This window comes from Bradyrhizobium shewense (assembly GCF_900094605.1).
GTDB lineage: Bacteria > Pseudomonadota > Alphaproteobacteria > Rhizobiales > Xanthobacteraceae > Bradyrhizobium > Bradyrhizobium shewense.
On the sequence record NZ_FMAI01000013.1, the window covers coordinates 58,196 to 75,320 of the forward strand.

Below are 17,125 nucleotides of genomic sequence, written 5' to 3' on the forward strand. Positions count from 1 at the left end.
TAGAAACGAACAGCTCGTTTTCATGTGCCGCGCGTCACACACGGGAGAGCGAAGGCACCTCCTCGGGCACGATCGCCTGAAGGCCGCCGAAGCGGCGCTCGCGGCCGTGGAAGGAGGCCAAGGCGGCGGCGAGATCGCTCGCGTCGAATTCGGGCCACATCCGCTCGGTGAAGTGCAGCTCGGCATAGGCGCCTTCCCAGAGCAGGAAGTCCGACAGCCGCTTCTCGCCCGAGGTGCGGATGATGAGATCGACGTCGCGCAAGCCGGCTTCGCCGGTGACGAGCTGCGAGAAGGCTTCGCGGGTAAGGCTCGTCAGCGCGGCCGCCTTCGCCGCGGCATTGAGGATGGCGTCGCGCGCGGAATAGTCGACGGCGATACGCAGGTGCAGCGTCGAGCCTTCAGCGGTCGTCTCTTCGGCGCGCGTGATCGCGTTGGCGATGCCGTCAGGCAACCGGTCGCGGCGGCCGATCACGGTGAGGCGCACGCCGTTCTTGACCAGGCTCTGCACCTCGTTGGCGAGATAGAAGCGCAGCAATGTCATCAGCGCCGCGACCTCGGCCTTCGGTCTGCGCCAATTGTCGGTGGAGAAGGCATAGAGCGTCAGGGTGCCGATGCCCTGTTTTGGCGCGGCCTCGACGATGCGGCGGATGGTCTCGACGCCGGCCTCGTGGCCGCGCACGCGCGACAGGCCGCGCCGCGTCGCCCATCGTCCGTTGCCATCCATGATGATGCCGACATGAAGCTTCTCGTTGCGGGACGCAAGGTCACTTTGCATTGCAAAGTCTCCGGTCAAAAAGGGGGGAGGATCAGGTCGAGACGATACCGAGGCGGCCGAGCGGCGGCCCCTCGCGGCCGGCAGCTTTCGCAGCGTCGCGCACCAGGCGCTCGAGCACGGCGAGATAGTCGAGGAAACGGCGGCGCCCGGTCTTGGTGAGGCGGCAGGTGGTGTGCGGGCGGTTGCCCTCGTAGCCCTTGGTCACCTCGACGAGGCCGGCCTCCTGCAGCACGCCGAGATGCCGGCTGAGATTGCCGTCGGTGAGGCCGCAGAGCTGCTTGAGGTCGGCGAATGCCAACCCCTTGGGATGCGCCATCAACGAGGTCAGAAGCCCGAGCCTCGCCTTCTCGTGGATCACACGGTCGAGCCCTTCATAGGAGAAGGGCGCGCTGTCAGTCTTCGACATCATGGTCTCCCGATGCGACATAGAGAATGCCCGCCATCACCGACTGCCCGATCACGAAGGGCAGGCCCATGGTCCACGGCGACAACGTGTGCGTCTGGCTCGCGAGCACCACCACGGCGAAGCCGGACACGAAATACCAGGCACCGGCGAGCGCGACGGTGCGCGGCAGCGAGCGGACGGAAGCGAAAATGCCGAGCGACACCAGGATCTGCCACAGGCCCGGGAGCAGCCAAAGCGTCTCGCCCGCGAACTTCCACATCACCACCGCGAGCAGCACGCCGGCAACGCCTGCGGGCAGGAACTGCTCGACCGCCTGGTGGATCATGGCGTCGGCCAGACCCGAATGATGGCGGTGCGAACGCGCACGCATCTCGATCCCGATGATCAGGCCGGACAGCGCGGCGGCCATGAACCAGCCGAGGAAAAAGCCGAGCGGCTCGCCGGTGGGATCGCCCAACAGCCAGAATTGCAGGATCGCGGTGAGCAGCGCGACAGCGCCGGTCGCGGCCATCGTCGCAGGGCCATAGCCGCGGAACGCCGTACCGGCCGCAATCTGGCTGCGAATCGCCACGATGTCAGCCAGTGCCTTGTCGAGATCGCGCAACGCCAGAACCTCGCTCCGCCCGTGTTTCCGGGATTGCTCGTCCCGTTACTTTGTAATGCAAAGTATATGGCATTGCAAAGCAAACGCAAGCCCGAAAGTCGCTGCGAGAGGATACCGCCGGCCCAGACAACTGCCGGTTGCGTACTCCCTGCTCCCGTAGATAAGATGCGGTCCAAAAGCGTCCCGGGGGCTGGTATGTGGCTTAAGTCATTAATTCTCGCATCTTTATTGCAAATAGGTATCGCCGGAGCCGCGAATGCGGCGGGACCGTTCGGCAGCGTCAATGTCGGCAACTGGATCGGCGGCGCCTTCAGCAACGACCAGACCGGCGCCTTCTCCCATTGCGCCGCGACGACACCCTATGCGAACGGCGTCATCCTCGTCGTAAGCCAAAATTCCGCCGGGACCTGGTCGCTCGCCTTTGCGAGTCCCAGCTACAACTTCAACAAGGGTGAGAACGCCGCAATCGACGTGACCTTTGACGGGCGGGAGCAGGCCCGGCTGTACGCGACGGCGTATCAGTCCAACATGCTCACGGCCATCATGCCACTCAACGTCGTGCGTACGTTTCAGAAGGCCAGCCTGATGGTCGCAACAGCCGGCCGCGCCGTGCTGAATTTCGATCTGACATCGACCGGGCCGGTCATCGCGGCATTGGCCAATTGCGTGAGCAAGGTGAAAGCCGACGGGCTCGACAAGGCCGGCGACTTCACCAAGGTTGCGGCGAAGCCCGCAGCGGCCGGCGACAAGCAAGGTGCGCCTCCCGCCAAGCCGGGACGAACCGGAACCTTTACCGGCACTGGTTTTGTGGTCAGTCCCAACGGACATGTCGTCACCAACAGTCACGTGATCGATAGCTGCACCGGAGATATCAAGGGCAATCTCGCCGGTGAGGCCGCGATGGTTCTGCGCGTTGTCTCCAGCGACGCGACAAACGATCTCGCGCTGCTGCAGGCGCCGGCGACAGCAATGTTCAAGGATTTTGCGAAGATCCGGGACCGCTCGATGCACTCCGGCGATCCAGTGGTGGCCATCGGCTTCCCGCTGCACGGCTATCTCTCCTCCGACCTGACCGTGACGACGGGAATCGTCAGCTCCCTCAGCGGCTTCCGCAATCACACCGGACGTTTGCAGATCAGCGCGGCCGTTCAAGCGGGCAACAGTGGGGGCCCCTTGTTCGACCTGTCCGGCCAGGTCGCAGGCATCGTTGTTGCCAAGCTCAACGCGCTCAGGATGATCAAGGAGACCGGACAGCTGACGGAGAATATCAACTTCGCCATCAAGACCGGCGCGCTGCGCGACTTCCTCGACAACTCCGTGGTGCCCTACCAGACCGCAGAGCCCAAGGGCGAACTGAAGACTGCCGACATCGCCGCCAACGCCCGCGCCTACACGATGCTGATCTCGTGTACCGGCACGGAACAGGCGGACGCGAAGCGGTAGCGACGCGCAAGACGTAGCCCGTAGCCCGGATGGAGCGAAAGCGAAATCCGGGACGATATCTCTTCGGCTACAGCTCCCCGGATTACGCTGCGCTCCATCCGGGCTACGATCGGGTAGCCTTTAATACGGAGCGACGGGCCGCACGCGCCGCGGCGGCCGCGGTTCCGCCGGCAGCCCTTGGCCGTAGGCGAAGCGCGGATTGCGATCGCAATACAGCAGCCGGCCGGACACGCTGGCCTGGCATTGTTCATGGGTGTTGTAGCTGCATTCGCCGGGATAATCATAGTCGCCGCCCCGGGCGCACCATGGATAGTCGCGCGCGGCCGCGGGCGTGATGGTGGCGAAGCCGGCCAGGACCGCCGCACTGAACGTCATCAGCACCAAATGCATCTTGCGCATGATCCAACTCCTCTCTAGCTGGCCCGAGATACGGCGCCATCTATCATCAGGTTTCGCAGCGCCATTTTATTCCAGATCAACGAAACAAGACACGCAAGAAAAAAGCCCTGCCAGACGGCAGGGCTCCTATCCTCACGATCACAAGACCGCTACTCGACCTTCAGGCCGGCGAACTCGACGACCTTCTTCCACTTCTCGGTCTCGGCCTTGATCTCCTCGCCGAACGCCTCGGGCGTCTGCGCCCGCGGCTCGCCACCGAGCTCGACCAGACGCTTGGCCATGTCGGGCTCCTTGATCACCGCGTTGACCTCGGCGTTGAGCTTGGCGATGATTTCCTTCGGCGTGTTCTTCGGCGCGCCCATGCCGAACAATGCGCTGGCCTCATAGCCCTTGACGGTGTCGGCGATCGGCTGCACGTCAGGCAGCTGCGCCGAGCGCTCCGTGGTGGTGACGCCGATGGCGCGAAGCGAGCCGGAGCGGATGTGCTGGATGATCGAAGGCATGTTGTCGAAGATCACCTGCACCTGGCCGGCGAGCATGTCGGTGATCGCGGGCGCAGCGCCGCGATAGGGCACGTGCTGCATCTTGCAGCCGGTCATCGCCATGAACATCTCGCCGGACAGATGCACCGAGGTGCCGTTGCCGGACGAGGCCATGTTGACCTTGCCGGGATTGGCCTTCACGTATTCGATGAACTCGGCGACGTTCTTTGCCGGCACGTCCTTGTTGACGGTCATCACGTTCGGCACGCGCTGGAACGAGGCGACCGGCGCGATGTCGCGCACGAAGTTGAACTTCAGATTGGTGTAGAGCGAGGCGTTGATGTAGTTGGCCGGATTGACCAGCTGCAGCGTGTAGCCGTCGGGCTCGGCATTGACGACCGATTCGGTGGCGATATTGTTGCCGGCACCCGGCTTGTTCTCGATCACGAATTGCTGGCCGAGCTTTTCCGACAGGCGCTGGCCGATCAGCCGCGCCAGGATGTCGGTGGCCCCGCCCGGCGGATAGCCGACCACCCATTTCACCGGGCGGGCCGGATAATCGGCGGCAAAGGCCTTCGACAGCGGGGTGGCTGCAAGCGGACTGGCGGCGAGCAGGCCCAGCGCGGTACGGCGAGTGATCATCTCAAGGGTTCTCCCAACGTGTTGTTCTTGAAGCCAGATAGCTTGAAGCCGGCGTCGGTGGGGTTGTAACAAAGCTTGCCGCAGGCGCAAAGTGCGCGGGGCGCATCGCGACGAAAGGATAAGGCATGGCGGTCAAGGTCGAAGCCCTCGATCATCTCGTCATCAACGTCGCCGACGTCGCGGCTACCGCGGAGTGGTACCGCAGGATTCTCGGCATGGAAGTCAAGGTGTTCGACCCAGGCGGCGGCAAAGCGCCGCGGACTTCGCTTCACTTTGGTAACCAGAAGATCAACGTCCGGCCGCGCGATGCCGACAAGGTGGAGTGGTTCACCGCGCACCACCAGACCGCCGGCAGCGAGGATCTCTGCTTTCTCACCTCCGCCACGCCCAATGAGGTGGTGGCGCATTTGCAGGCGCACGGCGTCGCGATCGAGGAAGGTCCGGTTCCCAAGCAGGGCGCGCGCGGCACGCTGCGCTCGGTCTATTGCCGGGATCCCGACGGCAGCCTGATCGAGATTTCGTCGTACGAGGATTGAGGTAGGCGGGCGCTACACACTCCATCGTCATGCCCGGGCTTGTCCCGGGCATCCACGTTCTTCGAGCGGCAAGACGTGGATGGCCGGGTCAAGCCCGGCCATGACGGAGGAGAGAGTGCGCGCCTCACAAGGCATGATGCACTCATGCCCCTCCCCGATTTGCTCGCCGCGCCGTGCGATGGCAGGAAGACGCAATAAACAAAAGGCAGCCTCCATCAAGATGCAGGCTGCACGGGGAGGATCCATGCCACTTCACCAGACCGCGGCCGGGATTGTCGGCCCATTCGACGGGCTCGACGTACCCTGGCTCTTGAGGATGCGCGCCGAGGTGCGGCGTGATCATCCGTTCCTGATCTGGGCGCCGTTCGATGCGCCGGCGCGGCGCTGGAGCTATGGCGAATTTCACGAGCGGGTCGGCGCGCTCGCGGCAGGGCTGGCACGGCGCGGCGTGAAGCCGGGCGAATATGTGCTCATTCATCTCGACAATTGCATCGAGGCGCTGCTGGCATGGTTTGCCTGTGTCGAGCTAGGCGGCATCGCGGTCACCACCAACACCCGCTCGGCGCCGGCCGAGATCGCGTATTTTGCCGATCATTGCGGCGCGGTCGCCGCGATCACGCAGCCGGCCTATGCGGAGATTGTCGCGCAGAACTGCCGCAACATAAGCTGGATGGCGGTGACCTCGCATGATGCGGGCGCAGCGCCCGCACACGGCGTCTCGCGCGGCGACAGTTTTGAATCCCTGTTCGGCGACAGTGCCGACCGCCCCAGGCGCCCGGCCGATCCGCTGGCGCCGTGCAGCGTGCAGTACACCTCGGGCACGACCTCGCGCCCCAAGGCCGTGCTGTGGACCCACGCCAACGCGCTGTGGGGCGCCAAGATCAACGCCGCGCATGAGGACCTGCACGCCAGCGACGTGCACCAGACCTATCTGCCGCTGTTCCACACCAATGCCCTCGCCTACTCCATGCTGGCGACGCTGTGGGTCGGCGCCACCTGCGCGATCCAGCCGCGCTTCTCGGCCAGCCGGTTCTGGGGCGTCGCGCGCAAGCACGGCGCGACCTGGACTTCGACGATTCCGTTCTGCATAAAGGCGCTGCTCGAGCAGGAGATCCCCAGGGATCACAAATTCCGCCTGTGGGGCACCGCGATCAACGAGCCGCCGGCCTTTGCCGCCTTCGGCGTCAAGATGATCGGCTGGTGGGGCATGACCGAGACTATCACCCACGGCATCGTCGGCGAGGTCGACCAGCCCAACATACCGATGTCGATCGGCCGCGCGGCGCCTGAATATGAAATCCGCATCACCGACGACGAGGGACGGCCGACCGAGGTCGGCGGCACCGGCAATCTCGCGATCAAGGGCATCCCCGGCCTGTCGCTGTTCGCCGAATATCTGCACAACGAGAAAGCGACGCGCGAGAGCTTTGACGCGCACGGCTTCTTCCTCACCGGCGACCGCGTCGAGCGTTTGGAAAACGGCTACATCAAGTTCGGCGACCGCGCCAAGGACATGCTGAAGGTCGGCGGCGAGAACGTCGCGGCCTCCGAGATCGAGCAGGTGATCGCGCTGGTACCGGGCGTGCGCGAGGCTGCCGTGGTGGCCAAGTCGCATCCGATGCTGGACGAGGTGCCGGTCGTCTTCATCATCCCGCAGGCCGGCGTTGCAGGCGCCGCGCCAGACCTGCACGAGCGCGTGATGGAAGCCTGCCGCAAGGGCCTTGCCGACTTCAAGGTGCCGCGCGAGATCCGGTTCGTCGACGACATGCCGCGCTCGACGCTGGAGAAGGTGGCGAAGGCGGAGCTGAGGAAGTTGGTGGGGTAGCGCGCGGCCACACGGCGCGCTGCCGTAGGGTGGGCAAAGCGAAGCGTGCCCACCATTCAAAGTGTGATCGGAGAGAGCTCGTGGGCACGGCGCTTTGCGCCTTTGCCCACCCTACGGCAGCGGAAAACGCTGCGCTAGAACGACCCCAGCGCCACAGGCCTGAACGCCTGCAGCAGCTGCTGATCGAGCTTGCCGCCCATGCCTTCCATCATCCCGAACGCACGGGAATGCGTGAAGGGCATGCGGTAGGCGCGTTTCTCGACCAGCGCGGCGTAGATGTCGACGATCGTCGTCAGACGCACGATGTCGCTGATCTGGTTCGACGACAGGCCGTTCGGATAGCCTGAGGCGTCGAGGAATTCGTGGTGATGCAGCACGACGTCGAGCATCTCCGGCGGGAAGCCGCCTTGGGCGGCGAGCGCGTCATAGCCGCGGCGCGGATGCTGGCGGACCTCGGCCATCTCATCGTCGGAGAGCTTGCCGGGCTTGTCGAGCAGCGCGGAGGGAACGAAGGCCTTGCCGACATCGTGCAGCAGCGCGGCGCGGGTCAGGCGGCGCTGGTCGTCCTCGCGCATGCCGAGGTGCTGCGCGAAGGAGACGGCGAAGCCGGTGACGAACAGGCAGTGCCGGTAGCTGCCGACATGGTGGCAGCCAACCGTGGTGAGCCATTCACGCAGCGAGGAATGCTTGATCGCCTTCAGGATCTTGCTCTCGGCGGCAATCACGTCGTCGAAGGTCAGGGGCACGCCGAGCGGCAGCTTCTCGAACATCTTCGCCAGCACCGCGTGCGCCGCCTCGACGCCGCGGTTGAGCGTCTTGCCGCGGTCGGTCGCGTCATAGGCGGCGGTGTCCGGGAAGGCAGCGCGGATGCGCTGAAGGATGGCGTCCGCCTGGAGCGGCCGCGAGATGGTGTCGGTGGCGCCCAGTGCCCAGGCCTGCATGGTGCCGTGATGCAGGGCATCGGCGAGCACGAACAGCCGCGGCATCGAACGATAGGCGTCGCTGCGCAGCTTGTTGCGCACCCGCTGCACGCTCTCGGGCGAGCGCAGGTTGATATCGACCACGAGGCCGGACAGATCGCGCGAGGGCTGCTCGGGAATCCCCTGCGTCGTCACCGTCGAGACATCGCCGACCGCCTTCAGGATGCTGGCGAGCTCGGTGCTCTCGTCGCTCCGGTCGGAGGCGAGCAGAAGCCGGCGTTTGGCGGCGGTTTTGGCTGAGGCGTTCATGACTTCCCCAAAGCACGGGATTGGATTTGGCGTCAGCCTAAGCCGGATCAGGTTCTCCGGCCCTTAAGAGGCGTGCTCAATGGAACCTTCTGGAATCGGGCGCAATTTTAGGGACTTCGGGTTCCAGAAGAGGAACTTTAAAACCGCGAAAAACAACCCCATGCACAGTAGACGGGGCATTGAAAGATAAGGGGAATTTTACCGTCATGGCCGGGCTCGTCCCGGCCATCCACGGCCTTTGACCCCGGAGCACGAAGAACGTGGATGCCCGGGACAGGCCCGGGCATGACGGTGTACCGGATGCAGAGAGATCCAAAACAAATCCGCCGGAGGTTGCCCTCCGGCGGATCGTCTCATTCAGCAATCACGCTCGGCGTTACGCCTTCATGCTCGCCTTCACGGCCTCCGCCGTGATCGGCAGTGCCCGCACGCGGGCGCCAGAGGCGTTGAAGATGGCGTTGCCGATGGCGGGGGCGACCACCGTCACCGCGGGCTCGCCGACACCGGTGGCCTTCTCGCCATTGGCGATCACGGCAATGGCTACCTCCGGCATCTGGCTCATGCGCAAGGGCGTGTAGCTATCGAAATTGGTCTGCTCGATGCCACCGTCCTTCAGCGTTGCCTTCTCGTACATCGCCAGCGACAGGCCCCACAGCGCCGCGCCCTCGACCTGGGCACGAATGTTGTCGGGATGCACCTGCGTGCCGACGTCGGTTGCGACCGTGAGCTTCTTCACGGTAACCGCGCCCGACGGCGCCACCGCGACATGGGCGACGCACGCCGTCCAGCTCGCGGTTGCGCGCTCCTGCGACGAGACGCAGGCAACCCCCATGCCCTCGCCTTTCGGCAATGGCCTGGTGCCGTAGCCCGACAGCCCCATCGCGGCGAGCAGCGTGTTGCGCAGCCGCTGCGCGCCGCCATCGTTCTTGCCGGCGCCGTCGAGCAGGGAGATGCGGAACTGCGCGGGATCCTTGCCCGTGGCAGCCGCGATCTCGTCGATCATGCTTTCGACCGCCCAGAAGGTCCAGCCCGGTGCCACCGAGCGGAGCTGGCCGGACGGCGTGGCGTTGTGCGCGAGCTCGTTCTTGATCGCGCGCACATAATGGTTGGGCACGGTGTAGAAGAAGTCGGCCCCGTTCACCGTGAAGCTATCGAGCGGCCCCTTCTTGTCGACCGAGGGCGTCAGGAAATCGGGGATTCCCCAGCGCGCGGTCGGCCAGGCCGAGACCACGTCGTGGCTGAGCGCGACGAGCTTGCCGTCGCCGTCCACGCCGGCCTTCACTTTCTGGTAGGTGAGCGGACGCGAGAAATCCATCGTCATGTCGTTCTCGCGCGTGTAGATCACCTTGACCGGCTTGCCGATCGCCTTCGCCGCCTGCACCGCGGGAATCATCATGTCGGCATCGAGACGCCGGCCGAAGCCGCCGCCCAGCCAATGCTGATGCATGACGACGAACTTCGGATCGATCCCGGCTGCACCCGCAGCGATCGCGCCGGAGCGCGTCGCGAACTGGTTGCCGGAATAGATGTGCAGGATGTCGCCCTTGAACTCCGCAGTGGCGTTCATCGGCTCCAGCGGCGCGTGGATGTTGATGCTGGTGGTGTACTCGGCCTCCACCACCTTGGCCGCCGAGCCGAAGGCCGCGTTGGGATCGCCGTCCTTGACGAAGAACTGGCCGGAATCCTCCAGGCCCTGAAGCCGCTTGGCTTCATCGAGCAGCGACTGGCTCGACAGTTTCGCGTTCGGACCGCCGTCATAGGCGATCTTCAGCGCCGCCGCGGCCTTCTTGGCATTGGCGTAGGTGCCGGCGACCGCGACGACCCATCCCGATGTCGTGCCGGTCTTGTCGTCGAGGGTGACGGCCTTGATGAAGCCCGGCACCTTCTTCGCCGCACTGTCGTCGACCGATTTCACCGTGGCCCCAAACCGCACCGGCGGGGTAACCACCGCGCCATAGGCCATGCCCGGCAGCATCACGTCGATGCCGTATTTCGCCGTGCCATTGGTCTTGGAGGGAATGTCGAGCTGCGGCACCGACACGCCGATCATGGTGTACTGATCCGGCGTCTTCAGCTTGATCGCCTTCAGCTCGTCCGGCGTGAACGTCTTGGTCGCCTTGCCGCTCTTGACGATGTCGGCAAACGACATCTGCTTCTTCGACTTCGGATGCACGATCATGGAATCGCGCACCACGAGTTCCGCCGCCGGCACACCCATCGCAGCGGCCGCGCCTTCGGTCATGGCCATGCGACCCGCGGCGCCCGCGCGGCTCATCGCCTCGAAGTTCATCATGGTCGACCAGCTGCCGCCGGTGATCTGCGCGCCGAGCACGGGATCGTTGAACTTCGGATCGTTGGAGGCGAGCGCGACGCGCATGTCGCTCCATTTCGCGCCCAATTCCTCGCAGACGATCTGGGCCATGGTGGAGGCGATGTGCTGGCCCATGTCGGCCTTGCCGCAGGTCACGGTGACGAGACCATCCGGCGAGATCGCATACCAGACGCTCGGCTCGAAATTGGTGGGAGCCGCAGCCGAGGCGGAATCGATGCCGGGTACGCCGGCATAGCCGAGCACGAGGCCGCTTGCGGCGGTGCCGACGAGGAAGGAGCGGCGGCTGAGATCGGTCGTCGCGGGGCTGATGTTCTTGACGTGCTCGTTCATGTGGGCCTCCGTTCGTTGCCGGAGGCGGACGCGGTGCGCATCTCGGATGCGGCGCGCATGATCGCCTTCTGGATCCGCGAATAGGTCATGCAACGGCAGAGATTGCCGTCCATATGCGCCACGACCTCTTCCTTGGTCGGATTGGGATTCTTCGACAGCAGCGAAGCCGCCTGCATGATCTGCCCGGATTGGCAATAGCCGCATTGCGGCACCTGCTCGGCGACCCACGCTTTCTGCAAGGGATGATCGCCCTTGGCGGAGAGGCCCTCGATGGTGGTGATCTTCTTGCCGGCGACATCGCCGACCATCGTCTGGCACGAGCGCACGGCTTCGCCGTTGACGTGCACGGTGCAGGCCCCGCACAGCCCGGCACCGCAGCCGAACTTGGTGCCGGTCATCTGCAATTGCTCGCGGATGGCCCAGAGGAGCGGCGTGTCGTTCGCCGCATCCACGGACATACTCCGCCCGTTGATGGTGAGTGTTGGCATAGGCGTCTTCCCCTGCCGGTGCATGAAGCCGCTTACGGCGGCAACTTGAATAGCGGACGCCCACCGGGCTGGCGTCAGCCTTGGCGGCGAGAATGATCGGGTTCGCGTGCCGTGGCAAATGCAATTTGGAACGAGTCGAAAAAACCGCCTCTGCACTTGCTCGTTGTGCGCCGCGCCAACGGCGCCGACGCAGCCACTGGACACAACAGCGCGTGCGTCAGACATGCGTGCCATCGCGTTCAGGCAGTTTCTTCCAGGTAACTTGGCAGGCTAGAGTGCAACGTCGATGCAGGTGCCCCTTCTCCCCTTGCGGGAGAAGGTGGCGCGAAACGCCGGATGAGGGGTGTTTCTCCGCTCGCAAGACCATTCGTGAGGAGAGAACCCCTCACCCGGCTTCGCTCCGCGAAGCCACCCTCTCCCACAAGACAAGGGGAGAGGGTGCACCGGTGTCGAGGCGCGATATAACAAGAAACGAGAAGGGGTGGAGACATGCCGAAGATCAACAGAGACGGCGTCAATATCTACTACGAGATCCATGGCAACGGCCCGCCGCTGCTGCTCACCCACGGGTATTCCTCGACGTCGGCGATGTGGCATGGGCAGGTCGATGCGCTCGCGAAGGATCACACGCTGATCCTGTGGGACATGCGCGGCCACGGCCAGTCCGATTATCCCGATGATCCCAACGCCTATAGCGAAGCGCTGACGGTCGGCGACATGGCGGCGATCCTCAACGCTGTCGGCGCTGAGCGCGCGATCATCGGTGGTCTCTCGCTCGGCGGCTACATGTCGCTCGCGTTCTATCGCACCTATCCGCAAGCCGCCCGTGCGCTGCTGATTATCGACACCGGCCCCGGCTTCAAGAAGGACGACGCGCGCGAGGCCTGGAATGCGCGGGCGCTTGGCACGGCCGACAAGCTCGATCGCGAAGGTCTCGACATGCTGAAGTCGGCGACGCGCGAGCGCGCTACGGCGAACCATCGCAACGCCAGGGGATTGACGCTCGCCGCGCGCGGCATGCTGACCCAGCGGGATGCGCGCGTAATCGAGCTGCTGCCCGACATCAAGGTGCCCTGCCTGATCGTGGTCGGCGCCGACGACACGCCGTTCCTGGCCGCGTCCGATTACATGGCGGCAAAAATCCCCGGCGCACAAAAGGTCGTGATCCCCGCGGCCGGCCACGCCGTCAACATCGATCAACCCAAGGCTTTTGTTGACGCGGTCCAGCCTTTCCTGAAGAACTTGCCGGCATAGGCCAAGCAATCAGAGACGTACCATGATGCGAGCGATCTTCGCGGCGGGCGCAATGGCGGCGCTGCTATCGTCGGCGGCGCAGGCCGAGCCCTTCGGCGCGGTGCCGCCGCGCCAGCCCTTCGTCACGACCTTGTCGAACAATACGCCGCTCGCCTTCGGCATGGATGCCGAGCAGAGCGCCCGCGCTCTCGGGCAGCCGCTGCAATATGTGCGCGGACGTCCCGGCAACGAGATCTATCTCGCGCTGCGCAACATCGGCGGCAGCGGCTTGATCCCCTACCGCCACCGCCTGTTCCTGCAATTCCGTCATGGACGGCTGGCAGGATGGAAGGAGGATTACGGCGAGAACTGGATGTGGGAATAGGTACTGCCCCTCATCCTGAGGAGCTTGCGCAGCAAGCGTCTCGAAGGATGAAAGGCCCCGCTGCTGCATCCCGGCCTTGCATCCTTCGAGACGCACGCGAAGAGCGCGCTCCTTCAGGATGAGGGAGGGGAGTGAATTCCGTGACAACCAAGAAGGACAACCCGCGTGGGACAAGACATCAAGCTGACGGCCTCCGACAATTTCCAGTTTGGCGCCTATCGCGCCGATCCCGGTGGTACGCCAAAGGGCGCGGTGGTGGTGATCCAGGAGATATTTGGCGTCAATCACCACATCCGCTCGGTCTGCGACCGCCTCGCCGGGGAAGGCTATGTGGCGATCGCGCCCTCGATCTTCGACCGCACCGCGCCAGGCTTCCAGTCGGGCTATTCGCCCGATGAGATCGCCGAAGCGCGCAAGTTCGTCGCCAGCCCCGATTGGGCCGCGATGCTGCGCGACACCCAGGCCGCGATCGATGCGGTGAAGAGCGTGGGTCCGGTGGGCATCATCGGCTTTTGCTTGGGCGGCAGCATCGCCTTTGTCGCGGCGACGCGGCTGTCGGGACTGAAGGCTGCGATCGGTTATTACGGCGGCGCGGTCGTGCGCTTCGCCGACGAGACGCCGAAGGTGCCGACGCAACTGCATTTCGGCGAGAAGGATGCAGGCATCCCGCTGACCGACGTCGAGACCATCAAGTCGAAGCGGCCGGACGTGGAGGTGTTCGTCTATCCGGGCGCCCAGCACGGCTTCCATTGCGACGAGCGCGCGAGCTACGACAAGGCCAGCGCCGACATCGCCTGGCCGCGCAGCATGGACCTTTTCGCGAAGCATTTGAAATAGAGCCCCGCCTCTCTCCACCGTCATTCCGGGATGCGCCGATAGGCGCAGGCCCGGAATCCATACTCCCGATCGTGGTTATGGATTCTCTGGTGCGCAATTGCGCACCATAGCTCGCGCTATCGCGCGCCCCGGAATGACGAGGGGAGAGAGCAGGAATCGGGTGGCTGCATCCTGCCGCCCGGCGATAGAGCTGGCCAATCGAGCCAACTCACGCCGGAGACCGCCATGCCGCAAGCCATCACGCACCTCGTCATCCGCAATCCGTTCGGAACCATGGATGTCCCCTCACCCGATGATTCCGAGGTGATGGATTATGCCGCGACGGCCACGCTGCCTGGCGATGCCGCGGACGGCAATGCGGCGGCGTGGGCAGCGATCGCGGCGCGATCGGATCCGCTCGAAGGCATCTGGGCGAGCCGCTGGAATGGCGGCGCCGATCCGACCATCGCCGGCGACACGGCGGAGACGTGGAAACAAGGGCGCGCGGAAGTGCGCATCACGGGCAGCCGGATCTATCTGCGCTTCGACTGGGACAACGGCCGCCGGCACGGGCTGATCGAGGCCGCGCGCGAGGGCGCGGATCGGCTGGTCGGAAAATACGTCAACCTGACCACGCCGGCGATCACACGTCCCTGGGTCGGGCGCGTGGTCGACGCTAACAGGATCGACGGATGCTTTCCGGACGGGCGGCTGGATTTCAGACGGTGAGCTAGAACCAGCGCTCGCCGACGAACACGGTGTCGCCGGGGTTCAAGGGGGTGCCGAGCGGCACCACGGCGCGCATGGAGCCGCCGTTCTCGGTGTGCGTGATGGTGACCACGTCGCGCTTGGCGCGGGGCGAGAAGCCGCCGGCGATTGCGACCGCACTCTCGACCGTCATGTTCGGCACGTAAGGATATTGGCCGGGCGCCGTGACTTCGCCGAGAATGAAGAACGGGCGATAGGCCTCGATCTCGACCGCGACCGAGGGCTCGCGGATGTAACCGTTGCGCAGGCGCGCGGCGATCTCGCCGGCAAGGCCCGCCGTGGTGCGGCCGCGGGCCGGCACTGCACCGATCAGCGGCATGGTGATGGATCCGCCGGCGTCGATGGCATAGCTGTTGGTGAGACCTTCTTGGCCGTAGACCACGACGCGGAGCTTGTCGCCGGCGTCGAGATGGTAGGAGGCGTCATAGCGCACCGGCGCCGCAATCGGCGCGGCATAGCCGACCGGCATGGGTGCGGGCGAAGAGGCAAAGGAATTGCGCAGCGCGCCGATGGCGCCGCCGCCGTCAGCGACGACAACCGGTTGCGGCGCACCGTAGGGCTGGCCATAGGCCATGGAATCGAGATCGGCGCGCGGCTGCATGACCGCGACGGGGCCGGCGGTCTGCATGCAGCCGCCAAGGGTCAGCGCGGCGGACGCTGCCAGGGACGCTGCCAAGATCGACCATCGAAACGCGCGTGCAACCGGCACCGGACCAATCCCTCGAAACGAGACGGCTTAAGTGATGCACCGGTTATGGTTAATAAAGCGTTGAGCGGGGCGGCAGTGACCGTCGCACCCTCCCCTGGAGGGGGAGGGTCGATCGCGCGAAGCGCGAGCGGGGTGGGGTGATCTCTCCACTCGGGCGCTGTTGGATGTGGAGAGACCGTCACCCCACCCCGTCTCACATTTCGCTGCGCTCAATGTGAGCCGACCTACGGGCGAGCTACGCTCGTCCCGGACCCCTCCAGGGGAGGGTAAGCAAGATGCGTCGTCTCGCTTACGCGCTCACGCCGACGCCGATCGGGCAGGACACGCCGGTGCCCCCTAAGCCGCAATAGCCGGCGGGATTCTTCGCCAGATATTGCTGATGGTAGTCCTCGGCGAAATAGAATTCGCCTGATGGCGCGATCTCGGTGGTGATGGCACCGAGGCCCTTGGCTGCGAGCGCCTTCTGATAGAGCGCCTTCGACTCATCGGCCGCCTTCTTCTGCGCATCGGAATAGGTATAGATCGCGCTACGATATTGCGTGCCGACATCGTTGCCCTGACGCATGCCCTGCGTCGGGTTGTGGCTCTCCCAGAACGTCTTCAGCAGCGTCTCGTAAGAAATCCTGTTCGGATCGAACACGACCAGCACCACTTCGGTGTGACCAGTGCGTCCCGAGCAGGTCTCTTCATAGGTCGGGTTCGGCGTGTGGCCGCCGGCATAGCCGACGGCGGTGGTGTAGATGCCGTCGCCGAGCTGCCAGAACTTGCGCTCGGCGCCCCAGAAGCAGCCGAGCCCGAACACGGCCTGCTCGAGGCCGGCGGGATAAGGCGGCTTGAGCTTGCTGCCGTTGACGAAATGGAAGGTCGCGGTCGGAATGGCTTGCGCACGGCCGGGCAGCGCCTCGGCTGCGCTCGGCAACGCGGTGGTCTTGCGCATGAACAGCATGATTGGATCTCCGCAGACGAGCCGTCCGTCGTCCGAACCAGATGCTCAGGCGGCGTGCTCGCGATCAGGTGGGAATATAGGGATCTACGCTGGCGTGGGCAGCCTTGTTACGCCGCACGCCTCGCGAGCGCTCAATCGCGGGAATTGAAGATCAATCCCGGGAGTAGCCGATCAGCGGTTTCCGCGGCCGGAACAGGATCATCAGCAGGATGCCGAGAATGCCGAGGACGGCGAACACCGGCTGATCCAGCAGCAGGCGGATCACCGAGGTCCAGAGCCAGGGCGCCTTGGCCTCGACCCAGGTGCGGAATGCCGACTGGCTGGCCTGATTGATGTCGTTCCAGAACTGGCCGAACCGGGTGAATTTGAGGGTCTGGTCGGCCACCCAGCGGGCGCCGTCATAGACCATGAAGATGAACCCGCCAGCGAGCAGCAACAGCCCAATCAGTCGGAAAAAACCGCGGATCATGCCTCACCTTATATGGTCGTCCGATCGGAGGAGCCGACAAAACGCCGCCAGCCAATAGCCGGGAGACGGCAGAAATTCAACCTCTTCAGGGCGTTACGACGCCCCTGGAGGGCCCCGGGGGCCGCTTTTCCAGCCTGGAAAGCGTTGACGGTGCCGAAGACCCTCTCTATAAGGGCGCCAACTGGCGGCGGGCGCAATCCTGCCGCCGCTGTTCTTTGAGCAGTTGCAGGCTCCTTGAGCTTAGAGCTCTTTGCGGCCTCATGTTCCGGGGACAGCCTAGCAACCGAACACCCTAAATCCGAGCGTCG

General features: G+C 64.8%; 18 protein-coding genes. 7 read left to right on the forward strand and 11 right to left on the reverse strand.

What is annotated here, in order from left to right:
• Positions 1 to 34 precede the first annotated feature (34 nt).
• Genes GA0061098_RS23850 through GA0061098_RS23860 form a run of 3 tightly spaced genes read right to left on the reverse strand, consistent with a single transcriptional unit; the run spans position 35 to position 1,785 of the window.
• A complete protein-coding gene (locus GA0061098_RS23850; protein ID WP_091962060.1) occupies positions 35 to 775 on the reverse strand; it encodes a di-trans,poly-cis-decaprenylcistransferase in 741 nt (246 codons plus the stop codon).
• A gap of 31 nt (positions 776 to 806) precedes the next feature.
• Positions 807 to 1,181, reverse strand: a complete 375-nt coding sequence (locus GA0061098_RS23855) for a winged helix-turn-helix domain-containing protein (protein WP_165637569.1) — start codon at positions 1,179 to 1,181, stop codon at positions 807 to 809.
• Positions 1,168 to 1,785 carry a hypothetical protein gene (locus tag GA0061098_RS23860; RefSeq protein WP_091962069.1) on the reverse strand — a complete coding sequence of 206 codons (618 nt, stop codon included), beginning with the start codon at positions 1,783 to 1,785 and terminating at the stop codon, positions 1,168 to 1,170. Before GA0061098_RS23860 ends, GA0061098_RS23855 begins: the two co-directional genes overlap by 14 nt.
• A 195-nt stretch (positions 1,786 to 1,980) precedes the next feature.
• On the opposite strand from GA0061098_RS23860, the gene GA0061098_RS23865 reads away from it, so the two are divergent.
• A complete protein-coding gene (locus GA0061098_RS23865; RefSeq protein ID WP_091962073.1) occupies positions 1,981 to 3,228 on the forward strand; it encodes a S1C family serine protease in 1,248 nt (415 codons plus the stop codon).
• 120 nt (positions 3,229 to 3,348) lie between these two features.
• Here GA0061098_RS23865 and GA0061098_RS23870 read toward each other — a convergent pair whose 3' ends face one another.
• Together GA0061098_RS23870 and GA0061098_RS23875 are read right to left on the reverse strand one after the other, a co-directional pair.
• A complete protein-coding gene (locus GA0061098_RS23870) occupies positions 3,349 to 3,627 on the reverse strand; it encodes a DUF3551 domain-containing protein (RefSeq protein ID WP_091962078.1) in 279 nt (92 codons plus the stop codon).
• Between the two features lie 149 nt (positions 3,628 to 3,776).
• Positions 3,777 to 4,751 (reverse strand): Bug family tripartite tricarboxylate transporter substrate binding protein, encoded by a 975-nt coding sequence (locus GA0061098_RS23875; protein ID WP_091962081.1) that lies wholly within the window; start codon positions 4,749 to 4,751, stop codon positions 3,777 to 3,779.
• A gap of 125 nt (positions 4,752 to 4,876) precedes the next feature.
• On the opposite strand from GA0061098_RS23875, the gene GA0061098_RS23880 reads away from it, so the two are divergent.
• Together GA0061098_RS23880 and GA0061098_RS23885 are read left to right on the forward strand one after the other, a co-directional pair.
• On the forward strand, positions 4,877 to 5,287 hold the full coding sequence (locus GA0061098_RS23880) for a VOC family protein (RefSeq protein WP_091962084.1): 411 nt from the start codon (positions 4,877 to 4,879) through the stop codon (positions 5,285 to 5,287).
• Between the two features lie 244 nt (positions 5,288 to 5,531).
• Entirely contained in the window at positions 5,532 to 7,112 is a 1,581-nt protein-coding gene (locus GA0061098_RS23885; RefSeq protein WP_091962535.1) for an AMP-binding protein, read from the forward strand.
• A 134-nt stretch (positions 7,113 to 7,246) separates the two neighbouring features.
• Here the strand turns inward: GA0061098_RS23885 and GA0061098_RS23890 are convergent, their stop codons facing one another.
• The 3 genes from GA0061098_RS23890 to GA0061098_RS23900 all read right to left on the reverse strand — a co-directional run bounded on the left by GA0061098_RS23890 (position 7,247) and on the right by GA0061098_RS23900 (position 11,491).
• Positions 7,247 to 8,341 carry an HD-GYP domain-containing protein gene (locus GA0061098_RS23890; protein ID WP_091962088.1) on the reverse strand — a complete coding sequence of 365 codons (1,095 nt, stop codon included), beginning with the start codon at positions 8,339 to 8,341 and terminating at the stop codon, positions 7,247 to 7,249.
• Between the two features lie 376 nt (positions 8,342 to 8,717).
• Positions 8,718 to 11,003 (reverse strand): xanthine dehydrogenase family protein molybdopterin-binding subunit, encoded by a 2,286-nt coding sequence (locus GA0061098_RS23895; protein ID WP_091962090.1) that lies wholly within the window; start codon positions 11,001 to 11,003, stop codon positions 8,718 to 8,720.
• A complete protein-coding gene (locus GA0061098_RS23900; RefSeq protein WP_028139556.1) occupies positions 11,000 to 11,491 on the reverse strand; it encodes a (2Fe-2S)-binding protein in 492 nt (163 codons plus the stop codon). Before GA0061098_RS23900 ends, GA0061098_RS23895 begins: the two co-directional genes overlap by 4 nt.
• 489 nt (positions 11,492 to 11,980) lie before the next feature.
• On the opposite strand from GA0061098_RS23900, the gene GA0061098_RS23905 reads away from it, so the two are divergent.
• The 4 genes from GA0061098_RS23905 to GA0061098_RS23920 all read left to right on the forward strand — a co-directional run bounded on the left by GA0061098_RS23905 (position 11,981) and on the right by GA0061098_RS23920 (position 14,654).
• A complete protein-coding gene (locus GA0061098_RS23905) occupies positions 11,981 to 12,745 on the forward strand; it encodes an alpha/beta fold hydrolase (protein ID WP_091962093.1) in 765 nt (254 codons plus the stop codon).
• A 22-nt stretch (positions 12,746 to 12,767) separates the two neighbouring features.
• A complete protein-coding gene (locus GA0061098_RS23910) occupies positions 12,768 to 13,109 on the forward strand; it encodes a hypothetical protein (protein ID WP_091962096.1) in 342 nt (113 codons plus the stop codon).
• A gap of 165 nt (positions 13,110 to 13,274) precedes the next feature.
• On the forward strand, positions 13,275 to 13,946 hold the full coding sequence (locus GA0061098_RS23915) for a dienelactone hydrolase family protein (protein WP_091962099.1): 672 nt from the start codon (positions 13,275 to 13,277) through the stop codon (positions 13,944 to 13,946).
• A gap of 225 nt (positions 13,947 to 14,171) precedes the next feature.
• Positions 14,172 to 14,654, forward strand: coding sequence for a hypothetical protein (locus GA0061098_RS23920; protein WP_091962102.1), 483 nt, complete (start codon positions 14,172 to 14,174; stop codon positions 14,652 to 14,654).
• A gap of 1 nt (position 14,655) precedes the next feature.
• Here GA0061098_RS23920 and GA0061098_RS23925 read toward each other — a convergent pair whose 3' ends face one another.
• From GA0061098_RS23925 to GA0061098_RS23940, 3 genes are all read right to left on the reverse strand, one after another.
• Complete coding sequence (locus GA0061098_RS23925) at positions 14,656 to 15,402, reverse strand: polysaccharide biosynthesis/export family protein (protein ID WP_091962105.1); 747 nt, start codon at positions 15,400 to 15,402, stop codon at positions 14,656 to 14,658.
• A 289-nt stretch (positions 15,403 to 15,691) separates the two neighbouring features.
• Positions 15,692 to 16,348, reverse strand: coding sequence for a peptide-methionine (S)-S-oxide reductase MsrA (gene msrA / locus GA0061098_RS23935; protein ID WP_091962113.1), 657 nt, complete (start codon positions 16,346 to 16,348; stop codon positions 15,692 to 15,694).
• A 151-nt stretch (positions 16,349 to 16,499) separates the two neighbouring features.
• Positions 16,500 to 16,817: a hypothetical protein gene (locus tag GA0061098_RS23940; RefSeq protein ID WP_028139549.1), complete on the reverse strand. Its 318-nt coding sequence runs from the start codon at positions 16,815 to 16,817 to the stop codon at positions 16,500 to 16,502.
• Positions 16,818 to 17,125: the final 308 nt, after the last annotated feature.